This window comes from Bacillus sp. FSL K6-2819 (assembly GCF_038008305.1).
Taxonomy (GTDB): Bacteria; Bacillota; Bacilli; order Bacillales; family Bacillaceae; genus Bacillus; species Bacillus amyloliquefaciens.
Genome location: NZ_JBBOYV010000001.1, coordinates 3673569 through 3694166, shown reverse-complemented (window position 1 = coordinate 3694166; position 20598 = coordinate 3673569). Strand labels below are relative to the sequence as shown.

Annotated in this window: 22 protein-coding genes; 15 read left to right on the top strand and 7 right to left on the bottom strand. The window is 47.7% G+C overall.

Features of this window, described 5'->3' with window-relative positions:
* Positions 1 to 7: 7 nt before the first annotated feature.
* Positions 8 to 622, top strand: coding sequence for a cytochrome aa3 quinol oxidase subunit III (qoxC, locus tag MHH91_RS19300; RefSeq protein ID WP_013354030.1), 615 nt, complete (start codon positions 8 to 10; stop codon positions 620 to 622).
* A gap of 1 nt (position 623) precedes the next feature.
* Complete coding sequence (gene qoxD, locus MHH91_RS19295) at positions 624 to 992, top strand: cytochrome aa3 quinol oxidase subunit IV (protein WP_013354029.1); 369 nt, start codon at positions 624 to 626, stop codon at positions 990 to 992.
* Positions 993 to 1035: 43 nt separating this feature from the next.
* On the opposite strand, the gene ywcE is transcribed toward qoxD, so the two are convergent.
* Positions 1036 to 1296, bottom strand: a complete 261-nt coding sequence (ywcE, locus tag MHH91_RS19290) for a spore morphogenesis/germination protein YwcE (RefSeq protein WP_003150937.1) — start codon at positions 1294 to 1296, stop codon at positions 1036 to 1038.
* Between the two features lie 294 nt (positions 1297 to 1590).
* Between ywcE and MHH91_RS19285 the strand changes: the two genes are divergently transcribed.
* From MHH91_RS19285 to nfsA, 3 genes are all read left to right on the top strand, one after another.
* Positions 1591 to 2049, top strand: a complete 459-nt coding sequence (locus MHH91_RS19285) for a GNAT family N-acetyltransferase (protein WP_014471209.1) — start codon at positions 1591 to 1593, stop codon at positions 2047 to 2049.
* Between the two features lie 235 nt (positions 2050 to 2284).
* A complete protein-coding gene (locus MHH91_RS19280; RefSeq protein WP_013354027.1) occupies positions 2285 to 3472 on the top strand; it encodes an FtsW/RodA/SpoVE family cell cycle protein in 1188 nt (395 codons plus the stop codon).
* A 102-nt stretch (positions 3473 to 3574) separates the two neighbouring features.
* Positions 3575 to 4324 carry an oxygen-insensitive NADPH nitroreductase gene (gene nfsA, locus MHH91_RS19275; RefSeq protein ID WP_014471208.1) on the top strand — a complete coding sequence of 250 codons (750 nt, stop codon included), beginning with the start codon at positions 3575 to 3577 and terminating at the stop codon, positions 4322 to 4324.
* 298 nt (positions 4325 to 4622) lie between these two features.
* Here the strand turns inward: nfsA and MHH91_RS19270 are convergent, their stop codons facing one another.
* The 4 genes from MHH91_RS19270 to MHH91_RS19255 form a co-directional block, all read right to left on the bottom strand.
* Positions 4623 to 4910 carry a Dabb family protein gene (locus MHH91_RS19270; RefSeq protein WP_013354025.1) on the bottom strand — a complete coding sequence of 96 codons (288 nt, stop codon included), beginning with the start codon at positions 4908 to 4910 and terminating at the stop codon, positions 4623 to 4625.
* On the bottom strand, positions 4897 to 5313 hold the full coding sequence (locus MHH91_RS19265; RefSeq protein WP_013354024.1) for a YybH family protein: 417 nt from the start codon (positions 5311 to 5313) through the stop codon (positions 4897 to 4899). The genes MHH91_RS19270 and MHH91_RS19265 overlap by 14 nt, the downstream gene beginning before the upstream one ends.
* Before the next feature lie 24 nt (positions 5314 to 5337).
* The gene (locus MHH91_RS19260) at positions 5338 to 6138 is read right to left on the bottom strand and encodes an SDR family oxidoreductase (protein ID WP_014471207.1); all 801 of its coding nucleotides are present in this window, start codon (positions 6136 to 6138) and stop codon (positions 5338 to 5340) included.
* 76 nt (positions 6139 to 6214) lie between these two features.
* A complete protein-coding gene (locus tag MHH91_RS19255) occupies positions 6215 to 7144 on the bottom strand; it encodes a helix-turn-helix transcriptional regulator (RefSeq protein WP_013354022.1) in 930 nt (309 codons plus the stop codon).
* A gap of 350 nt (positions 7145 to 7494) precedes the next feature.
* On the opposite strand from MHH91_RS19255, the gene MHH91_RS19250 reads away from it, so the two are divergent.
* Positions 7495 to 8496, top strand: a complete 1002-nt coding sequence (locus tag MHH91_RS19250; protein WP_013354021.1) for an LLM class flavin-dependent oxidoreductase — start codon at positions 7495 to 7497, stop codon at positions 8494 to 8496.
* 41 nt (positions 8497 to 8537) lie between these two features.
* Here MHH91_RS19250 and MHH91_RS19245 read toward each other — a convergent pair whose 3' ends face one another.
* Positions 8538 to 10949 carry a S8 family peptidase gene (locus tag MHH91_RS19245; RefSeq protein WP_013354020.1) on the bottom strand — a complete coding sequence of 804 codons (2412 nt, stop codon included), beginning with the start codon at positions 10947 to 10949 and terminating at the stop codon, positions 8538 to 8540.
* 525 nt (positions 10950 to 11474) lie between these two features.
* On the opposite strand from MHH91_RS19245, the gene MHH91_RS19240 reads away from it, so the two are divergent.
* The 5 genes from MHH91_RS19240 to MHH91_RS19220 all read left to right on the top strand — a co-directional run bounded on the left by MHH91_RS19240 (position 11475) and on the right by MHH91_RS19220 (position 16019).
* On the top strand, positions 11475 to 11789 hold the full coding sequence (locus tag MHH91_RS19240) for a hypothetical protein (protein ID WP_013354019.1): 315 nt from the start codon (positions 11475 to 11477) through the stop codon (positions 11787 to 11789).
* 23 nt (positions 11790 to 11812) lie between these two features.
* Positions 11813 to 12643, top strand: a complete 831-nt coding sequence (locus tag MHH91_RS19235; RefSeq protein ID WP_013354018.1) for a PRD domain-containing protein — start codon at positions 11813 to 11815, stop codon at positions 12641 to 12643.
* 217 nt (positions 12644 to 12860) lie between these two features.
* Positions 12861 to 14243 carry a sucrose-specific PTS transporter subunit IIBC gene (locus tag MHH91_RS19230; RefSeq protein WP_013354017.1) on the top strand — a complete coding sequence of 461 codons (1383 nt, stop codon included), beginning with the start codon at positions 12861 to 12863 and terminating at the stop codon, positions 14241 to 14243.
* Entirely contained in the window at positions 14240 to 15679 is a 1440-nt protein-coding gene (locus tag MHH91_RS19225) for a sucrose-6-phosphate hydrolase (RefSeq protein WP_013354016.1), read from the top strand. The genes MHH91_RS19230 and MHH91_RS19225 overlap by 4 nt, the downstream gene beginning before the upstream one ends.
* Positions 15680 to 15794: 115 nt before the next feature.
* Positions 15795 to 16019: a hypothetical protein gene (locus MHH91_RS19220; protein ID WP_013354015.1), complete on the top strand. Its 225-nt coding sequence runs from the start codon at positions 15795 to 15797 to the stop codon at positions 16017 to 16019.
* 31 nt (positions 16020 to 16050) lie between these two features.
* On the opposite strand, the gene MHH91_RS19215 is transcribed toward MHH91_RS19220, so the two are convergent.
* The gene (locus MHH91_RS19215; protein ID WP_013354014.1) at positions 16051 to 16863 is read right to left on the bottom strand and encodes a bifunctional hydroxymethylpyrimidine kinase/phosphomethylpyrimidine kinase; all 813 of its coding nucleotides are present in this window, start codon (positions 16861 to 16863) and stop codon (positions 16051 to 16053) included.
* A 361-nt stretch (positions 16864 to 17224) separates the two neighbouring features.
* Between MHH91_RS19215 and MHH91_RS19210 the strand changes: the two genes are divergently transcribed.
* From MHH91_RS19210 to MHH91_RS19195, 4 genes are read left to right on the top strand one after another with little or no spacing between them, the layout of a single operon-like run.
* On the top strand, positions 17225 to 18031 hold the full coding sequence (locus MHH91_RS19210; protein WP_013354012.1) for a glycosyltransferase family 2 protein: 807 nt from the start codon (positions 17225 to 17227) through the stop codon (positions 18029 to 18031).
* A gap of 14 nt (positions 18032 to 18045) precedes the next feature.
* A complete protein-coding gene (locus tag MHH91_RS19205) occupies positions 18046 to 18729 on the top strand; it encodes a uracil-DNA glycosylase (RefSeq protein WP_013354011.1) in 684 nt (227 codons plus the stop codon).
* A 58-nt stretch (positions 18730 to 18787) separates the two neighbouring features.
* Positions 18788 to 19210: a YwdI family protein gene (locus MHH91_RS19200; protein WP_013354010.1), complete on the top strand. Its 423-nt coding sequence runs from the start codon at positions 18788 to 18790 to the stop codon at positions 19208 to 19210.
* Positions 19211 to 19228: 18 nt separating this feature from the next.
* Entirely contained in the window at positions 19229 to 20548 is a 1320-nt protein-coding gene (locus MHH91_RS19195; protein WP_014471202.1) for a purine/pyrimidine permease, read from the top strand.
* Positions 20549 to 20598 lie beyond the last annotated feature (50 nt).

Below are 20598 nucleotides of genomic sequence, written 5' to 3'. Positions count from 1 at the left end.
GTGATTTATGGAACATGCAGAACACGGCAATTCTAACGCGCCTATGGAATATCAATCTGAAACCGGCAGACTCAATATTCTCGGGTTTTGGATCTTTTTAGGGGCAGAGATTGTGTTGTTCTCAACACTATTTGCAACCTTCTTCGTTCTTCAAAGAAGAACAGCAGGAGGAGTCTTACCGGCTGAATTATTTGAAGTGAAGCTTGTCATGATCATGACATTCCTGCTTCTGATCAGCAGTTTTACCTGCGGGATCGCTGTTCATGAAATGCGTCGCGGAAGTTTAAAAGGCGTCGTCATATGGACGATCATTACGCTTCTTCTCGGCGCAGGCTTCGTAGGATGTGAGCTTAACGAGTTCATTCACTATGTACATGAAGGAGCATCTCTCGGTACAAGTGCTTTCTGGTCTGGATTCTTCGTCCTTCTGGGAACGCACGGAACGCACGTAACGATCGGTATCTTCTGGATTACCGGCATCTTGCTGCAATTGAAGAAACGCGGATTAACGCCGCAGACGTCTTCAAAAATCTTTATCTCAAGTTTATACTGGCACTTCTTAGACGTTGTCTGGATCTTCATCTTTACAGGCGTCTATCTCATCGGATTGGGGGGACTATAATATGGCAAACAAATCTGCTGAACACAGCCACTTTCCGTGGAAGCATATCGTAGGTTTTGCGTTGTCTATTATTCTGACCCTGCTGGCCCTTTGGGTTGCGGTATATACAGATTTAAGCTCATCAGCAAAACTCTGGATCATTTTCGGATTCGCATTTATTCAGGCCGGCCTGCAGCTTCTCATGTTCATGCACATGACAGAAAGCGAAAACGGCGGAATCCAAGTCGGAAACACGCTCTTCGGATTTTTCGGAGCGATTGTTATCATCCTTGGTTCTATCTGGATCTTTGCGGCGCACTACCATCACGGTGACCATATGGATGGAAACCCTCCGGGCGGTGCGAAGCAGCATTCCGAACATCACGAATAAAAAGAAACCCTCTTCGTTTAGGCGAAGAGGGTTTTTTGTGCCTTTATTGGCTTCTTCTCCGGCGCAGGCGCGGAAGGCCGTAAATGATAAAGGCGGCGATATGGGCAACGATGACGTTGACGGCAAACAGGATAATCATGAGTGTGTGGCCGAGGGGGGATAGGCTGCTGGTTGCGTAAAAGTAGAAGAAAACCCACATTAAAATGATTGGCGGTATGGCCGAAAGAGCCACTTTTTTGTTATCAAGCCAGATAAAGAGGGGTGTTGCGCTTGCGACCAGTAAATAAGCAAAAAACATGTCCATCTTACGTGTCTCCTTTCATTTTATGGGAGCGTTTCCAAAATGAAATACAGAGAATAAAATGTGTCTGTTTTGTGGTCGTTTTTTGAACATTTTGTTACAATTATTATACCATGTTTTCCAATTTTTGATACCGCTTTTTCGAGAAATGTATTGCAACTATTGCCCCATTTTTGGATAGGTAATAGAAATCAGAAAGGTCAAATACCCTGTCACATTTTCAGACAGTGCGATGGCGCAGCCTTGTGAACCTTTGTTATGTTTAAAGAAAACATGCACACTAAGGTAGGTTTTGAAATGAACATAAATAAAGACGATGTTACAGCGCCGGATGTTATTGCGCTTTTGCAGGATCATCTGAAGAGCATGACCCTCTGCTCTCCCCCGGAAAGTATACACGCGCTCAATACGGACCGCCTGCGTCAGCCTGACGTTACGCTTTGGAGTGCGAGGGAAGACGGCGTCCTGCTCGGCTGCGGTGCCTTAAAGGAGCTTAACAGCCGGCACGGTGAGCTGAAATCAATGAAAACCTCCCCGCAGCATGTCAGAAAAGGCGTGGCCAAACGAATTCTTCACCATATAATTGAAGAAGCAAAGCGGCGGGGCTATCAGCGTCTCAGCCTAGAAACCGGTTCTGTGGAGGCTTTCCTTCCCGCCAGACTGCTGTATGAAAAAGCCGGGTTTCAATATTGTGAACCGTTTGGGGACTACAATGAGGACCCGAACAGCTTGTTTATGACATTAAACATGAGGTAAAGTCATTTGAATTCATTGGTTTCTATATTCCCGCTGCCCCTTTTCTGGTGAGAAGGGGTTTTTTATCGGAAAAGTTTCATCATGACCGAAACATTTCCTTTTCTGACACGTCATATGTCGTGTAGTCTCCAAACCGTAAAAAATAAAAAGGAAACAACCTCATCATGTTTTCTTGAACGGTGTTCATGTATAATAAACAATAGTGACTTCCGATGAAAATGTAAGGCGGGATAGAATGAGTCGATATAAGAAACAGCAAAATCCCTATTATCAGGGGGATTTGATTTTTATATTTGGTGTGTTTTTAATAATTAGTGTCGCTGCGATTTATGCGGCCGGACAGTTCGGGCAGTATGGAGGCAGCGCCTGGATGAAACAGATTGTCTTCTATGTTATAGGGGCGGGATTCATCGGATTATTGCTGTACTTTGATTTAGAGCAGCTTGAGAAACTGAGTCTGTACGTATTAATTGCCGGCGTGCTGTCGCTGCTCCTTTTGCGTGTTGCGCCGGAATCTATCGCGCCGATTAAAAACGGGGCGAAAAGCTGGTTTCAAATCGGAACCTTTACCCTTCAACCCTCTGAGTTTACGAAAATAGGAATTATGATGATGGTCGCGTCCATTATATCGAAGGCGGGACCGAAAGATCAAAGATCACTTCGGGAAGATGTGAATCTGCTCTTGAAAATTGCGGCATGGACGGTTATTCCGATCGGACTGATCGTTTTGCAGGATGCCGGAACGGGTGCGATCTGTCTGTTTATCGTGATGGTGATGGTGTTTATGTCAGGTGTAAACTGGAAGCTGATCACCATTATCGGCGGTTCGGCCGCCCTTGTTATCGGGCTTTTCTTAGTGCTCGTGATTGAATTTCCCCATGTGGCGAATTCAATCGGCATTGCGGATTATCAAATCAACCGGATTACATCGTGGATGTCTGACTCCAGTGCGGCAACGACTCAGGCAGAGAGTGATAAAAGCTGGCAGGTGGATCAGGCCGTTATGGCGATCGGATCAGGCGGCATTACCGGAAACGGCGTTCATAATCTGAAGGTGTACGTACCTGAGGGGCAGACCGACTTTATCTTTGCGATTTTGGGTGAAAGTTTTGGGTTTTTAGGCTGCGCGATTGCCGTTGTTATGTTTTTCTTTTTAATTTACAGGCTTGTGGTGCTGATTGACCGCTTGCATGCCTTTAACCGATTCGGCGCGTTTTTTTGCGTAGGATTTACTGCACTTATCGTGATTCACACCTTCCAGAACATCGGGATGAATATCGGCATTATGCCGGTTACCGGAATTCCGCTGCTGTTTGTCAGCTATGGAGGGAGCTCGGTGCTGTCTACATTAATCAGCTTCGGGATCGTATACAACGCAAGTGTGCAGCTGACGAAATATAAAAGCTATTTGTTTAATTCTTAATGTCAGACGGCTCGTTTTTCGGGCTGTCTTTTTTTGGTTAGAGCATTTCGCTTTTGGCATGATTCTCTTTCGGATATGATATATAGAGAAGGAGGCTTTTATATGAACAATACCATTGAAACCATACTTAATCATCGGTCGATCCGATCATTTACTGACGAGCTTCTGACAGCGGAAGAGATAGATACATTAGTGAAAAGCGCCCAGGCGGCGTCAACGTCCAGTTACGTGCAGGCGTACTCCATCATCGGGGTAACCGATCCGGAGAAAAAAAGAAAGCTGGCGGCGCTGGCCGGAAATCAGCCTTACGTCGAGAATAACGGGCACTTGTTTGTGTTTTGTGCTGATTTGTACCGCCATAAAAAACTTGCGGAAGAAAAAGGCGAAAACATTACAGAGCTTCTTGAGAATACGGAAATGTTTATGGTCAGCGTCATTGATGCCGCACTTGCCGCACAAAACGTAAGTGTTGCCGCAGAATCAATGGGCCTTGGCATTTGTTATATCGGAGGCATTCGGAATGAACTTGATCAGGTGACGGAAGTGCTCGGTACGCCTGACCATGTGCTGCCGCTGTTCGGTCTGGTAGTCGGCCATCCCGCGCATCCGTCCGGCCAAAAGCCGCGTCTGCCGAAACAAGCCGTATATCATGAAAACACGTACGATACGAATGAAGAAAACTTCCGCAGTTATATGAAGGAATATGATGAAACCATCTCCGCTTATTATGATAAACGGACAAACGGCAAGCGGGTTGAAACGTGGTCTGATCAAATTCTGCAGTTCATGAAACAAAAACCGAGAACCTATTTAAATCAATATGTTAAAGATAAAGGTTTTCAAAAAAATTAAGAAATAAAACCTCTCCTGACGGGAGAGGTTTTTTTATGTTTCACGTGTAACATATTTCGACAAAATGGAACATCTGCGATGATGTACAGTTCTAAAATTTGATGAGCTGCTGTTCCGGGTTTTGAACTTTCACATATCGTCTTTTTTTCATTAATAATCGAGACTGCATTCAATACACAACAGAGCAGCTCTGTTTGCCTTACCGAAGTTCTAAAACAGTGAATAACGTGTATATGGCTGATTTCTGTATATAAGTGAAGTTAATTGACTTAACTGGCAGTCATTCCTCATCGTCTTATTATAATTCATAGCAAACGGACGCCTGCGTTTCCAGAACCGTGCCAATAAACTTGGCGATGTCCTGATGAACCGGGTGTGTAAGGTACTTTTCCATATCCCCCAAGGATGCAAACTTAGTGATCAGAATCAAATCATATCCTGAAGGGGCAGGGCGAATGTTAGCTTCAGCCTGAACATCGAGAAGAACGTCTATTTTTCCCTTCATGCCCAGCAGAACGGTTTGAACTTGCTTGATATGCTCTGGGCTCATGTCCTTCAGCTTCAGCAGCACGTTATTTACTATCATTTTTATGTTCCTCCTGGTTTCTTATCTGGGTTACCGTTTCTGTTTGTTCAGGTCCTGTAGAAAGCTGGATCGCCAGCTGCTTAATCTTGTGATTATGAATCTGAAAATAAAAATCTAAATAGAGAGGGTTCGGCAGGCTGGTTTTGTCAAAATCGCCGTCAACCTTAAAAACCGCCGTGATTTCCCCCTGATCCTGTCTATGCCTTTGTAAGTCAAGCGTTACGTTTGCATCAAAATGATGTTCGGCACTCCATTTTCTTATAGCGGATTTGCCTGCCCACACTTTGCCCTCATCAAAGATCAAAGCATCCTCCGAAAAACAGTCGATATAGGCATCCGGATCGGGTTTATTGGAAGCGGCTATAAACTCTTGTATAACTTGCGGAAGCGCATTAGGCTCCATAAGATCAACTCCTTTGTCATTTCGTTAAACGGTGCGGATGGTTCCGCCGTCAATAACATATTCACAACCCGTTACATAAGAGGCTCTGCTTGACGCAAGGAATGCGGCAAGCTCGGCAACCTCCTCAGGTTGAGCCGGACGGCCGAGGGGAATGCCGCCAAGCTCGTCCATTAACTGCTCACGGGCGGCTAGATAGTCGGTTCCGGCTTGTTTAGCCATTCTCTCAATTAACTGTTCAGCTGCTTCTGTTTCGGTAAACCCCGGTGCTAGTGCGTTGATTCTTATCCCCTCAGGGCCGAATTGGGTCGCCAGGTTTTTACTGTAGTTAACTAGTGCAGCTTTGGCAGCCGAATAAGGCATGGTCATGTTGCCCGGCAGCTTTCGTTGAATAGATGATATATGGACAATCACTCCGCTTTGCTGCTTGACCATGTAAGGCAGAAATCCGCGATCGAGGCGGACGGAAGAAAACAGGTTTGCGTTAAACGCTGTCTGCCAATCCTCGTCTGTTAAAGCTAAAGCCCCTGCCGTGCTACTTGAGTAACCTCCCACATTATTAATCAAAATATCCAGACCGCCGAATGTATGAATTGTTTCCTTAATGATATGATCTGCGCCTTCTGGAAGGCAGACATCGGCTTGAATAAACCCTGCGCCTTCAGGCAATGCCTCGGGTAATGATCTTGCCGTAGCTATAACTTCAGCTCCTGCCGCATGCAGCCGTTTGACGATGGCTCTGCCGATTCCCCGTGTTCCGCCGGTCACTAGGACCCGTTTACCTGCAAATTCTTTGCTCATATTTAATAAGTACGGACTGTTTTCCATCGTTCTGCTGAATCCTCCTTCAAATGTTGAGTACAAGGCTAGTTTAATCAACAGAACCTGACAGCATCGTGTCCAGTTACCTCAAATATTTTTCGGCCATTCTGGCAGTGCGGTTTTTCATTTCAAGTCTGACAGACGCCGGCTCAATGACTTCCAGTAAATCTCCAAAGGAAAGCAAATAGTGATAAAGCCATTCACCGGGAGGAATCTCTGAAGTGACCCGGAAAGACCCGTCTTCCAGTTTTAAAATGTCCTCTTCTTTAAACTCATCCACGATTCGATAGGCTCCCGCTTGGTCTATTTTTAATACCAGAGGGATTCTCTGCGGTTTTTTAACCGATTCTTCTGCAGAAGAAGTCACGGAAGGCTCCGACCAGCCATGCTGAAGGTGAAGTCCCATCTCCTCTCCGTTTAAAAGTCGGACATTCGACATTCTGTTAATCTTAAAGGTTCTTAAAGCGTTTTTTTCGAAACTGAAGGCTTCAATGTACCACGCTCTATCTTTAAAGAGCAGTTTCATTGGCGCGGCTCTCCGGCTTTTTTGTTCTCCGGCAGCACTCAAGTAGGTAAATGAAATCACTTTCTGCTCCAAGATTGCCTGTTTCAGAAGTACAAACAGCTCTTTTTGTTTTTGCCCGCTTCCCCATGAGGAAAAATCCACTTCAATCCAGTTGATGTTGTTTTTCCTGAAAAGGCTGCTCAATTTCTCAAAAATCGCATTAGAATCAGGGTATTGGGCGGCGGCTAAGCTTTGGAGAGCAAAAAGGATCTCATCCTGCTCCTTGTCGGTAAGCATAGATTTGTTCAGAACAAACCTGTCGGAAAGGGAAATGCCGCCCCCTTTCCCTTGTATGGTATAAATCGGAATTCCAGCCTGGCTTAAAGCCTCAACATCCCTATAGATCGTTCTGACAGACACCTCAAACCGCTCAGCCAGCTCGGGTGCCGTAACGGTTCCATTTTCCAATAAAATATAAATCACTTGAAATAATCTGCTGATTTGCATCCGCTCACCTCTGGGTTTTTAGTATATCCGTTAAAACTTGACAACAAGATGTCAGGTTAAGATCATTTCTTAACATCTCCCTCTTTGTAAATATTAACATGGCTGTAGTTCCGAGCCGCTCGTCTACGGACACACAGCCAGCGTGCCGATATCGCTTGCGATGGAAACAAAAGAAGCAATCAGGTGGTATTGCAGTATTCCTTGAGGTTAAAGATAAAGGCAGCCCGTTTGGCATTTGTGAGGTCGCGAGGAAGCTAAATCATCGTAATAACAAACCAAGATGACGAAGAAAGTCGCCAGACTTCATATGATCGGCTTAGCAGTGGTACGATGTTGAGGAGGTGACAGTGATGATTTCATTAAGTATATTAGATCAATCTCCTGTATCAGAAGGGAGTTCTGCGGAAAGCGCGCTGCGGGATACGGTGAGGCTCGCGCAGGAGGCAGAGAAGCTCGGATATAAGAGGTTTTGGGTGTCAGAGCATCATTTTTCAGAGCGGCTGGCGGGTTCAAGCCCTGAAGTGCTGATCAGCCATATTGCGGCGAAAACGAACGACATTCGTGTAGGCTCAGGCGGTGTCATGCTTCCGCATTACAGCGCTTATAAAGTAGCGGAGAACTTCCGCATGCTTGAAGGGTTGACGCCGGGCAGAATCGATCTCGGATTGGGGAGGGCGCCGGGCGGAATGCCGATTGCATCATGGGCGCTGAATGACGGCGGGAAGCGCAATGCTGATCAATACCCGCAGCAGATTCGTGAGCTGGCGATGTATTTGCATGATGAAGCCGATGACAATCACCGTTTTCCGAATCTGACGGCATCCCCGCTTATTAAGACGGCGCCGGAAGTCTGGCTGCTCGGTTCATCGGGGGAAAGCGCGCTTCTGAGCGCAGAAACGGGAGCAGGCTATATGTTTGCCCATTTTATTAATGGAGAAGGCGGAGAAAGCGCGACGGCACAATATAAGCGCCGATTTAAACCTTCTGTATTAGGAAAAGAACCAAAAACGGCCGTGGCGGTGTTTGTGCTGTGCGCGGACACTGAGGAGAAAGCGGAGGAACTCGCTGCCGTCATGGATTATACGCTGCTTGCGGGGGAACAGGGGATTCCGCTTCATGGCGTACCGTCTTACGAAACCGTCCGCGGCAATACGTATACACCATATGAACAAAGGCGAATTGCCGATAATCGGAATCGAATGATCATCGGAACAAAGCAGCAAGTGAAAGAACAGATTCTGGCTCTCAGTAAAGCATACGGTACGGAGGAAGTGATGGCTGTGACCATTACTCATCATTTTGAAGATAAACTTCAGTCATACCGGCTGCTTCGCGAAGCCTTTGCCGAATGATCAGAAAGAAACCCTGCTGATGCTCCAGCAGGGTTGTTTGGTTATTCAATGATAAATGGTTTTTCAGTCAGCACCTGGCTTGATTTCCCTTTGTTCGCGGCATAGGCCAGCATATAATATTCTCCTGCCGGCAGTGCGGTGTCACCATTGACTTTGCCGTTCCAGTCGAAATATTGATAGCCTTTATCTTGTTTTTTATAAATGCCGGCTTGGCCGACAAAGTCAAGATTGCTGTTATACACAAGGAAGGCTAGCTCTTCGGCGCCCGCCGGCAGATAGGTTTCAATTTGATAGGAACCTTGCGCTGTGCCGTCCTGTACGTCGATCGAAGTCACGCGCGGATAGTCCGGTTCTTTTACAATCAGAAGCGTCGGCACTTTTGCGACTGTTTTTCCGCCTTCACGCACTGTGACTGTTCCCTCAAATGTGCCTGCTTTTACTTTTTTGGCATTGACCTTTACCTTCGCATTGACTTTTCCTGTTTGATGAGCGGGAATCACGACCCGGTCTGTGCCTGAAACGGTAATGCCTGTGCCGTTGAAAGAGTATTCCAGCTGATATGACTTTCTGATGGACGATTGGTTTTCAATCGTAAATGTTTCTTTTTTCGTTTCATTGCCTTTGTCTTTCATAAACGTTCCGTAAGAATAACTTCCCGGGGCGACGAGAGAATCTGCTTTGATCGCCTTCATGATTCTGATGCTTCCGGCGCCCTGCGCATTATGCGGGTATACGTCACCGTCCGCATCCGTTAAGGTTTCCGCCGTGTTCATGAGTGCGGCTTTTATTTGCTCCGGGCTCCATTTCGGTTTAGCCTGCTTGATGACAGCAGCTGCGCCGGCTACATGCGGTGAAGCCATGCTTGTTCCCTGCTTCGATCCGTAGCCGTACGGGTTGGCCGGATCATGGGTCGGAATGGTGCTGACGATGTTTACGCCGGGAGCGGAGACGTCAGGTTTTATCATCCACGTGTCCATAACCGGACCGCGTGAAGAGAAGTCTGCCATTTGTTCAGTGAGCGATTTAGCCACGGATAAATTGAATGTCGCTTTTGTGCCGCCCGCTTTTATTTGGCTGACGAGCTTTTCGCCGTCTTCTGATGACAGCTTAATGGTCGGCACGGACATGCCCGGTACGTTGGCTTCAATTTCTCCTGCGGCGTTGTTATACACAACCATACCGATCGCGCCCGCTTTTTTGGCATTGTCGGCTTTATCCACAAAGGCGATGCTGCCGCGTTTGACAACCGCGATTTTTCCTTTCAGATCTTTGCCTTCAAAGTCTTTTTGCTCGCCGATACCCGCTTCTGCGAGTTCTACTTCTTTTTTATTCAGCGCTTTTATGTCATCTTCTTTGTTGTAGCCCATCACTTTCGCTGAGGAATAAGAACCGAAGGAGACGGCATATTCGTTCAGCGGCAGCTGTGTCGCTCCGACGGAGATGGCTTCTCTGGATGTTCCCGGAGAGCCGACGGTCCAATTGTTCGGCCCGCTGTTTCCGTTTGACGTAACGGCCGTAACGCCTTCTGACATTGCCCAGTCAAGCGCAGTGCTTGTCGCCCAGTCCGGATTATTCACAGAATTGCCGAGCGAAAGGTTCATGACATTCGCTCCGTCCTGTACGGCGCGTTCGATGCCGGCGATGACGTTCTCCGTTGTCCCGCTTCCGCCCGGACCAAGCACACGGTAGGCCAGAAGCGTTGCATCAGGCGCGACGCCTTTAATCGTTCCGTTTGCAGCAACCGTGCCCGCGACATGGGTTCCATGGTCAGTCGCAGCGCCTCTCGGATCACCGGCCGGCGTTTCTTCAGGATCGTAATCGTTATCCACAAAATCGTATCCTTTATATTGCCCGAAATTTTTCTTTAAGTCAGGGTGTTTGTATTCGACGCCTGTATCAATAATGGCAACTTTGACGCCTTTGCCCGTATAGCCGAGCTTCCACGCGTCATTTGCCCCTATATAAGGCGCGCTGTCATCCATCTGCGGAGACACGGCATCCTTGGAAAGGGTGATGTCTTTATCTTTCAGCTGATCGGTATGATAGGTGACATTCGGATAAACCGCTTTGACATCCTGATCACTCAGCAGTTTCGGGATTTCATTTGCCGGGAGTTTCATGGAGAAACCAGAAAACACTTGCTCATATTCCCTGTTGATCTTTCCGTGTTTAATCGTTTTGAGCGCTTTATTTTTCACTTTTGCGCGTTCGCTTTTCAGCTTGTTTTTTGTTTGTGTTTTGCCGAGTTCCTTTGCTTCGGCCAGTGATTTTTCTTTCAGCTCCACGATGACCGTCGTTTGTTTGCCGGTGGTCATATCAATGTCACCGAACACCTCAGCCTTCTCGAGATCAGGAGCTTGCGGTTTTGAAGCCGGCGCAGCCTGTGAACTTGTGGATAAGGTAAAGGATAAGACAAAAGCCGGAAGCAGATAACGGATGATTCCTTTTTTCAATCGTGTTTCCCCCTTTTTCTTTATCTAAAATTAGAAATCTAGTATATATTTCTCGAAAATTCAAAATATTCCTTGTGACATAGGACTCATTTATGGAAATTGATCTGTGAATAAGGAGGAAGTTATACACAGAATCATGTGTATAAGTGAATAAATCTGTGTATATATATTGTTGGGAACGAATGTTCCTATACAAAATATAGATTTGTTTTGTGGATATGTGGATATGTCCTGTGTTTAAGCTGTGCTTAACCAAGGGATAAGATGTGCATAACTTTTTTTAACCGCTTCTCCATTTTTCAGGTCATTTCCATCAGCTTTCAACAAAACTTCTTAAAACTAGTTTGTTTTTTCACTCATATTGTGACAAACAATTCGTCCGGCCGCGTCTATCATAGAGTCATAGGGTTGCTAGACCCGCTAGTTTTTAGCGGAGAAGGATCGGCCGCCTTTTCCGTTAAAGCGGAGAGAAAACAGGCCTGCGAACAAGCTGTCTGTCAAAAAGAAGCGGAGGGATGATTTGCAATGAAACGTGTGCTAGTATCTTTACGGGTGTGGATGGTCTTTCTGATGAACTGGATGGCGCCGGGTGACGGAAGATTTCAATTAGCCGCCGTGTACGGAAACCAAGTTGTCTATCATAAGAAAGCGAAGCTGACGGCTGAGGCGTTTTCGTTTGTGAGCCGGGTACGATCGGCGGATCTGACCGATGAAACGAAATCGGCCTGCGGCAGGCTGGATAAAAATCGATGGATACCTGTCCGCAAAGAATTGCCGAAACGGGAGCGGGCTGGTCCGGTATCTTTACATCATATGAAAAAGAGGGTACAATCCCACTAAACATATGAACGGGAGCGAACCTCTTGAGAATAGACAAAGTATTAAATAACAATGCGGCGTTAATAAAAGAAGACGGACGGGAAAAGATCGTAATGGGTCCCGGAATCGCTTTTCAAAAGAGAAAGAATGATTTGATTCAAAAACATAAAATTGAAAAAATATTTGTCGTGCACGACGAAAATGAAAAGTTCAAACAAGTGTTAGAAACGCTTCCCGAAGAGCATATAGAAGCGGCTGAAGATATCATCAGCCATGCGGAGGGAGAGCTTGCGGCACCTTTGAGCGATCATATTCATATTGCGCTGGCGGACCATTTATCCTTTGCGATCGAAAGGATTCAAAACGGCCTTCATGTGCATAACCGATTGCTTCATGAAATTAAGGCGCTCTATAAAAAAGAATATGAGATCGGCCTTTGGGCAGTCGAACATGTGAAACAGACCCTCGGTATATCATTGCCTGATGATGAGGCGGGGTATATCGCGCTTCATATCCACACTGCCAAGGCGGATGCCAAAAGCATGTATTCGGCGATGAAGCATACAACCATGATCAAAGAAATGATCGAAAAGATCGAATCCTTTTTTGAACAGAAGGTGGATGAAGACAGTATTTCATATCAGCGCCTCGTCACGCACTTGCGGTATGCGGTCAGCCGGTTGGACTCAAATGAAGCCCTCCATTCCATGGACGAGGAGATGCTTTATTTCATCCAAAAAAAGTATCCGTTTGCTTATCGGTGTGCGCTTGAACTGGCGGCGTTTTTAAAAAATGAATATGATTTGGAACTGCCGGAATCCGAGGCCGGCTATATTACGCTGCATGTCCAGCGTCTGCAAAAAAACCCGGAATAACGCGTCTGTTTGGAGAAACAGACTTTTTTTTGATAACATATTGACGAAAGCGCTGTCATGAAATAAAATGAAAGCGCATCAAAAAACTGAATCCGGCGGGATTGTGACTGGTTATGCAGGCAAGACCTAAAATTTGCGTACATGAAAAAGGGATCATGTTGTCCTTTTTCGTTGGCGAATTTTAGGTCTTTTTTGATTTTAGAAAGGGGGATACATAATGGATTATCAAGAAATTGCAAAAGAGCTTGTCAAACATATCGGAGGGAAATCAAACATCATCAGTGCGACACATTGCGCGACCAGGCTCAGGCTCGTCATTCAAGATGAGCAGAAGATCAGCCAGGCCGGCATTGAAGAAATAGAAGGAGTAAAAGGGGCTTTCAGCAGCTCGGGACAATACCAGATTATATTCGGTACCGGCCTCGTGAATAAAGTGTATGACGCGTTTTCAAAAGAAGCCGATCTGGGGCGGGAGGATCGTGAGACACATCAGGACGCAGCGAAAAAAAAGCTGAACCCGGCAGCAAGATTTGCGAAAACACTGTCTAACATATTCGTTCCCATCATTCCGGCTATCGTAGCAAGCGGCCTTTTAATGGGATTGCTCGGCATGATGAAGGCCTTTCACTGGGTGTCTGAACAATCATCGCTGTTTCGGCTTCTCGACATGTTTTCAAGCGCGGCTTTTATCTTCCTGCCCGTATTCATCGGATTCAGCGCGGCGAAGGAATTTGGCGGAAATGCATATCTCGGTGCGGTGCTCGGGGGAATTATGATCCATCCGGCGCTTTTGAATCCGTGGGGGCTTGCGGATGCATCGCCTGATTTTATGGAACTCTTCGGCTTCAACATTGCGCTTCTCGGCTACCAAGGGACGGTCATCCCCGTACTGTTGGCCGTTTACATTATGAGCAGGGTGGAAAAAGGCACGAGAAAAATTGTGCCTCACGCATTCGATTTATTGGTCACGCCGTTTGTCACGGTGATTGTGACCGGATTTATTACCTTTGTCGCAATCGGTCCGCTTGGCAGAGCGATCGGATCAGGCATTACCGTCTCGCTGACATATGTGTATGATCACGCGGGCATTGCTGCCGGACTTCTTTTCGGAGGGCTTTACCCGCTTATTGTGCTTACCGGTGTGCATCACAGCTTTCATGCGATTGAGGCCGGCCTCATCGCTGATTTGGGCAGAAACTATATCCTTCCTATCTGGTCGATGGCGAATGTCGCTCAGGGCGCGGCGGGACTGGCTGTATTTTTCCTGACGAAAAAAGCGAAAATGAAAGAAATCGCTCTGCCTGCCGCGTTTTCCGCTTTTCTCGGCGTAACAGAACCTGTTATTTTCGGTGTGAACCTCAGATACCGCAAGCCGTTTATCGCGGGAATGATCGGCGGAGCGCTGGGGGGCGCCTATGTCGTGGTGACCGGTGTCGCCGCCAATGCCTACGGACTGACCGGAATTCCGATGATTGCCATCACGGCTCCGCTCGGTTTAGGAAATCTCATAAACTATCTGATCGGAATGGGCATCGCCTCTGTGTCGGCGTTTATTGCCGCTTACATTATGGGAGCTAAAGAAAAGGAGGCCGCCAAATGAGTACACTTGATCAAGAGCTGCGGCTGCAGGCTGAGGAAGCGAAAAAGAAGCGGGGGGAAACCGCTGCATCAGATCCGTATCGTCAGAACTATCATATTATGCCGCCGGTCGGGCTTTTAAATGATCCGAACGGCGTGATCCAATGGAACGGTGTATATCATTTGTTTTTTCAATGGCAGCCATTTCATACGGGACATGGCGCGAAATTTTGGGCTCACGTGACGACGAAGGATTTTGTTGATTGGAAAGAGGAAGAAATCGCGCTTGCGCCGGGGGAATGGTATGACAAAAACGGCTGTTATTCCGGAAGCGCCATCGAAAAAGACGGCCGGCTCTGCCTGATATACACAGGCAATGTCCGTGACGAAGAAGGCAATCGGGAAACGTATCAATGCCTCGCCGTATCCGAAGATGGGAAAGTATTTGAAAAAAAAGGAGTCGTCGCGCGTCTCCCGGCAGGCTATACCGCTCATTTCCGTGATCCGAAGGTTTGGAAGAAAGACGGGACGTATTACATGGTGCTCGGGGCGCAGACAGAAAAGCTCACCGGGAGCGCTGTGTTATTCACATCAGAGAATGTAACGGATTGGACATTTGTCGGTGCGATTGCGGGGGCAGATTCCGGCGGTCTCGGGTCATTCGGCTATATGTGGGAATGCCCGGACTTGTTTTCTCTTGACGGAACCGACGTGCTGCTCGTATGTCCGCAGGGGCTTGACGCCGACGGGATGAAATATCATAACAGCCACCAGGCGGGCTATTTCCTCGGCAGGCTGGATATAGAGCCGCTTGAGTTTAAGCATGGTGAATTCACGGAGCTTGACAGAGGGTTTGATTTTTACGCGGCTCAGACGCTGGAAGATGATAAGGGGCGGAGGATTCTGTTCGCGTGGATGGGCGTCCCTGATCAGGAGGAGGACAAACATCCGACACATGCGTATCATTGGGTTCACTGTTTGACGATGCCGAGACAGCTGTCACTGTCAAACGGCAGAATCATACAGCGTCCGCTCCCGGAAATGAAATCGCGCCGTACGGATGAACAAAAGCGCCGTCTCCAATTGGAATGCTCGTCTGCAGCCCTTCCGGTGAAAGATGCGTCCCGGGCTGAAGTGCTGCTGGATGACATCACTTATAAATCTGGTTTTGAAATCTCTATTCGGGGCGCGGCCCGGTTTATATTTCATCAGGAAAAGGGACTCGCCGTGCTGGAGCGCACCGCTTTTAGCGGAGAGGAAAAAGAAACGAGAAGCTGCGCCATAAGTGAGGTGCATTCCGTGCAGCTATTTCTGGATGCATCCTCCATCGAATTGTTTTTGAATGATGGAGAAGAGGTATTCAGCGCCAGATATTTTCCTTTCCCGGGAAATGATGAGGTAACGGTTACATCGACAGGGAGCACGGAAATAAATGCCTCAATTTGGACACTTTTGTAGAAAATCGTCCTTTTTTCTTATGTGAAACCTATGCCATCTGTGCTATTCTTCAAACAAAAGACTACTATTCTCAGGAATAAAAGGAGTTGTTTTCTCAGTTTTGAAGAATCAGAAGATGACGCCGAAATGTTTACTTGTCAAAGCCGCAGAGCAAGTGGAAGATAAGCGGGAAGAATATAAAGAAGTATTGCTTCAGCTGAAACGCATGCTCAAGAGAGCCGAGCCGCACAACGAATGGAGTGATCGGCTTAGCCATACATATGAACAGATGAAGGAATATGCGCTCTTTGTGCAATCGATTGAAATGTTTTTACGGTCATCCGCGAAAAAAATGAAATAATCCCCCTCAGGCGATGAGGGGGATATTTATTTTATTTTCCGCTAAGACGCATCGCCGAATGTTTAGTCGGTCCGATGTATTGGTTCAGCGGAAAGGATTCTTTGATCGCGGCGGTGATAAATTCTTTTGCCGCATAGATGGCTTCTTTCACTTCAGCGCCTTTGGCCAGTTCCGCAGTAACGGCTGCGGAGAATGTGCATCCGGCTCCGTGTGTGTAAGGCGTATCAATCATTTCGCTTTCTAATACTTCCGCGGTTTTCCCGTCATACAGCACGTCAACCGCTTTTTCGTGTTTGAGTTTGCCTCCGCCTGTAATTAATACATATTTCGCGCCGAGTTCGTGAATTTTCTTGGCCGCTTCTATCATGTCTTCCACCGTTTTTAATTCATCCATACCGCTCAGCTGGCTTGCTTCAAACAGGTTTGGGGTGATGACGGTTGCCAGCGGGGCCAATTGGGTGCGCAGCGCTTCGGCATGCTCCGGATACAGCACTTCGTTCGCTCCTTTGCAGACCATGACCGGGTCGATCACGACATTTTTCAGTTGTTTTTCTTTAATCGTTTTCGCCGCAAGCTCAATGATCTCCACGGTAGGGAGCATTCCCGTTTTCATGGCGTCTACGCCGATCCCGTCAACGATCGTCGCAAGCTGTGCGCGAATCGTATCGGCATCGATCGGAAACACTTGATGATCCCAGCTGTTTTCCGGGTCCATCGCTACGATAACGGTCAAAGCCGTCATTCCGTATACGTTTTTTTCTTGAAATGTTTTTAAATCGGCCTGAATTCCCGCGCCGCCGCTGGAATCAGAACCGGCTATAGTAAGTGCTTTGTGCATTGACATATCAATGGCCTCCATCAGTGTTTTATATCTCATTATAGTTAGATTTTCTCCTGATCACAATACGGAAGGCTTAGAGGAATGATTTGACAGTGCTTGTTCCGCCGGCCTTGATCTGTTTGTGCACGTGTTATGCGCTGGTGTTGGTGCCTGTTTATCAGTCAAAACTTTGGAATGTCATGGATGCGGGCAGATTTGATATCAAGGCGGTATGCATGGTTTGGGGAGACCTTCTGATCATTCTGGTTTTGCTGGCGGGCATGACCTGGATATGTGTCTGACCGGGTGAAATAAAAAATCCCCCCTGATCTCTCAGCCGCTTTATGTTTTAATAGAACATGAGAAAAAGCAGAAGGAGCGGATCATGAATATATCAATTGTCATAGTCACGTATAATCGGATTCCGGCTTTGTGTGAGCTGCTGGAGTCAATTTCCAGGCAGACCGTAAAGCCTTATGAAGTGATCATCGTAAATGATGCGGGGGAATCGGTCGAGCAAGCGAAGCAGCTGTACAGCGATCTGCCGATTCAGATTATTGATTTAGAACAGAATGCCGGTCATGTGGAAGCTCGAAACGCCGGTGTGAAACAAGCGTCAGGTGATTGTATCATGCTGTGCGATGATGATGATTTCATTACGCCGGGCCATTTGGAAAGAATGGCGGCTGAGCTCGCTGATGCCGACTTTGTTCATGCTGACGCGGAAATTGTGTCATTTGAAGAACGGGACAACACGAGATATCCGGTATCACGGAAGCCATTCGCCTATACGGCCGATTATGAGGATATGCGGGTGTTTTCCACGTATGTTCCGTCAGGCAGCATGTACAGACGTTCTCTGCATGACACGTTAGGATATTTTGATCCGGATGTCCATAATTATTGGGACTGGGATTTTTATTTACGCGCTGCGAAACAGCACCGTGTGAAGCGTGTTCCTTGCGCGAGCGTCATCTATGCGTTTTTTGAGGGAGGCGGCAATCAGTCCGCGGATCTCGGCGCCAAACGGAAGCAGTACTTAGACCGGTTAAGCGAAAAGCACGGGCTTGGGGAGCTCCCGACGAAAAACTTCGCGGTTCTTCTTGAAGAGCCGGATATGAAGAGGCGGGAGGCGCCGACTGACATTGTGTGGGACGGAAAGCCCGTCTATTCGAGACTGCACAGTTCATAAGGGGGACGGACAGTTTGAAACAGCTTTTAAAAGACAGCTGGTGGAATCAGCTGAAAGATGAATTCGACAAACCGTATTATCAAGAGCTGAGAGAGATGCTGAAACAGGAATACAGCAGCCAAACGATTTATCCTGACAGCCATGATATTTTTAATGCCTTGCATTATACGTCCTATGAGGATGTAAAAGCGGTCATTCTCGGACAAGATCCGTATCACGGTCCCGGACAGGCGCACGGGCTCAGTTTTTCCGTTCAGCCCGGCGTCAGACAGCCGCCGTCATTGAAAAATATTTTCATAGAGCTTCAGGATGATATCGGCTGCTCCGTACCGAATCACGGATCACTCGTCAGCTGGGCGAAGCAGGGAGTGCTGCTGTTAAACACAGTGCTTACGGTTCGCCGCGGCCAGGCTAATTCCCACAAAGGCAAGGGATGGGAGCGGCTCACTGACCGCATCATTGATGTGGTGAATGAAAGAGAAAAGCCGATTGTCTTTATCCTGTGGGGACGTCACGCACAGATGAAAAAAGAGCGTATTGACACATCGAAACACGTTATTATTGAATCGACTCACCCGAGCCCGTTTTCGGCAAGGAACGGCTTTTTCGGGAGCAGACCGTTTTCCCGTACAAACGCCGCCCTTGAAAAAATGGGGGAGCAGCCGATTGACTGGTGCATCCCCGATCTGCCGCAATAACCGGTTTTTTGAGGCGTTTCCGCCCGGCGGAAACGCCTTTTTTGACGCCCGGGGCCGTATGCTGTCAGAAAAAATAACAAACTCATTTCTGCGATTCGGTCAGAAATTTGATAAAATGCAGGAAGAAGACAAATTACTGCTGGAGGATTTACTCATGAACATACATATCTCTGCTTTGATTCAGAAGATGGAAGAAGAACTGAGGCAGGCAAAAACGGCGTCCCGCGCCGAGGAGATCAAAATGCACGTGGCCGCCGTCCGCTCTCTGTGTGACGTCGTGCTCGGCACCCAGACGCACACCGCTGTGGCGCCTGTGCAGAATCCGATTCCGAAAGAGGCGCCGAAGCCTTCCGCGTCTCCTTCGACAGACCCGCTTCTGCTTGAAAAAATGATGGGCAGCGCCGGGCTGAATCAATATCAGAAAAAAACGAAAGACGAACGCGGGGAAGACGGAAACGGGGATTCCATTTTCGATTTTTAACAGGAGAGGTTGATTGACTTGAAACTGATACTCGGGGGTTTGCAATGGACGGCATTTATGATCGCGGCTGCGATTGTGGTTCCTGTCGCCATCGCACAATCATTTCACTTGAACCATGCCGATTCTGCCGCATTGATTCAGAGTACATTTTTTGTGCTCGGCGTCGCCGCGGTCATCCAATGTCTTCAGGGACATCGTCTGCCGATTAATGAAAGCCCGGCAGGCTTATGGTGGGGCGTGTATACGATTTACGGCGGACTGACGGGCACGGTGTTCGCGACATTCGGCGAGACGCTGCGGGCGCTTCAGGGGGCGCTGTTATTAAGCGCTGTCTTTTTCTTTTTGTTCAGCCTTTTTAAAGTGATTGAACGGCTGGCCGTACTGTTTACGCCGGTTGTGACTGGCGTGTATCTGCTGCTTTTGGTCATGCAGCTGAGTCAGCCGATAGTAAAAGGTCTTTTGGGCATCGGCTATTTAAAAAACAGCGTCGACGGCCTTGTCTTTGGGCTTGCCATGGTTGTGACGGCCGCAATGTTCATCATGTCCCGATCACATGTTACGTTTTTAAGGCAGTATGCGATTCTTCTTTCGCTTGCGGGCGGATGGATATTGTTTGCGGTCTTCGGCGCTGCCAAACCGATTCAAATACCGGACCGCATCATTCAGCTGCCGACTCTCTTTCCGTTTGGAAAACCTGTGTTTGACAGCGGACTGATCATTACATCACTCTTCATTACAGTGCTTTTGATTGTCAACATGCTTGCGAGCATTCGGGTTGTTGAAGCGGCGGTGAAAAAATTCGGCGGCACCGCAGGGAAGCGGCGTGAGCGCCCGGCCGGGTTTGCGGCCTCGATCAGCCACCTTTTGAGCGGATTGACGGGAGGCATTGCGCCTGTGCCGATCTCAGGGGCGGCCGGTTTTATTGAGACGACGAAGCTTCCTTCGAAAAAGCCGTTTCTTTTGGGCAGTGTATTTGTCGCTATCATCAGTATGATCCCATTATTTATGAATGCGTTTGCGAGTCTGCCCTCACCGGTCGGCTTTGCGGTGAATTTCGTCGTTTTCTCCACAATGGCGGGTCTTGCCTTTACGGAGTTTGACTCTTATGAGAAAGCGGAGCAAAAACGAATCCGCTCCATTATCGGTCTGGCGCTTCTGACGGGAGTCGGTGTGATGTTTGTGCCTGAGAGCGCATTATCAGGCATGCATCCGATTCTGATTTCGCTCTTAAGCAACGGTCTTGTGCTCGGAACGCTGCTGGCGATAGCGGTCGACCGGATCTATCTTATCAAAAAGAAAAAATCCGACAATCTCGTGTCATCGGAGGACGGGCGTTGAATTTTCCCGATGTTGGGTTATGATTGAATTGGAAACTTTAACGAAAAGGC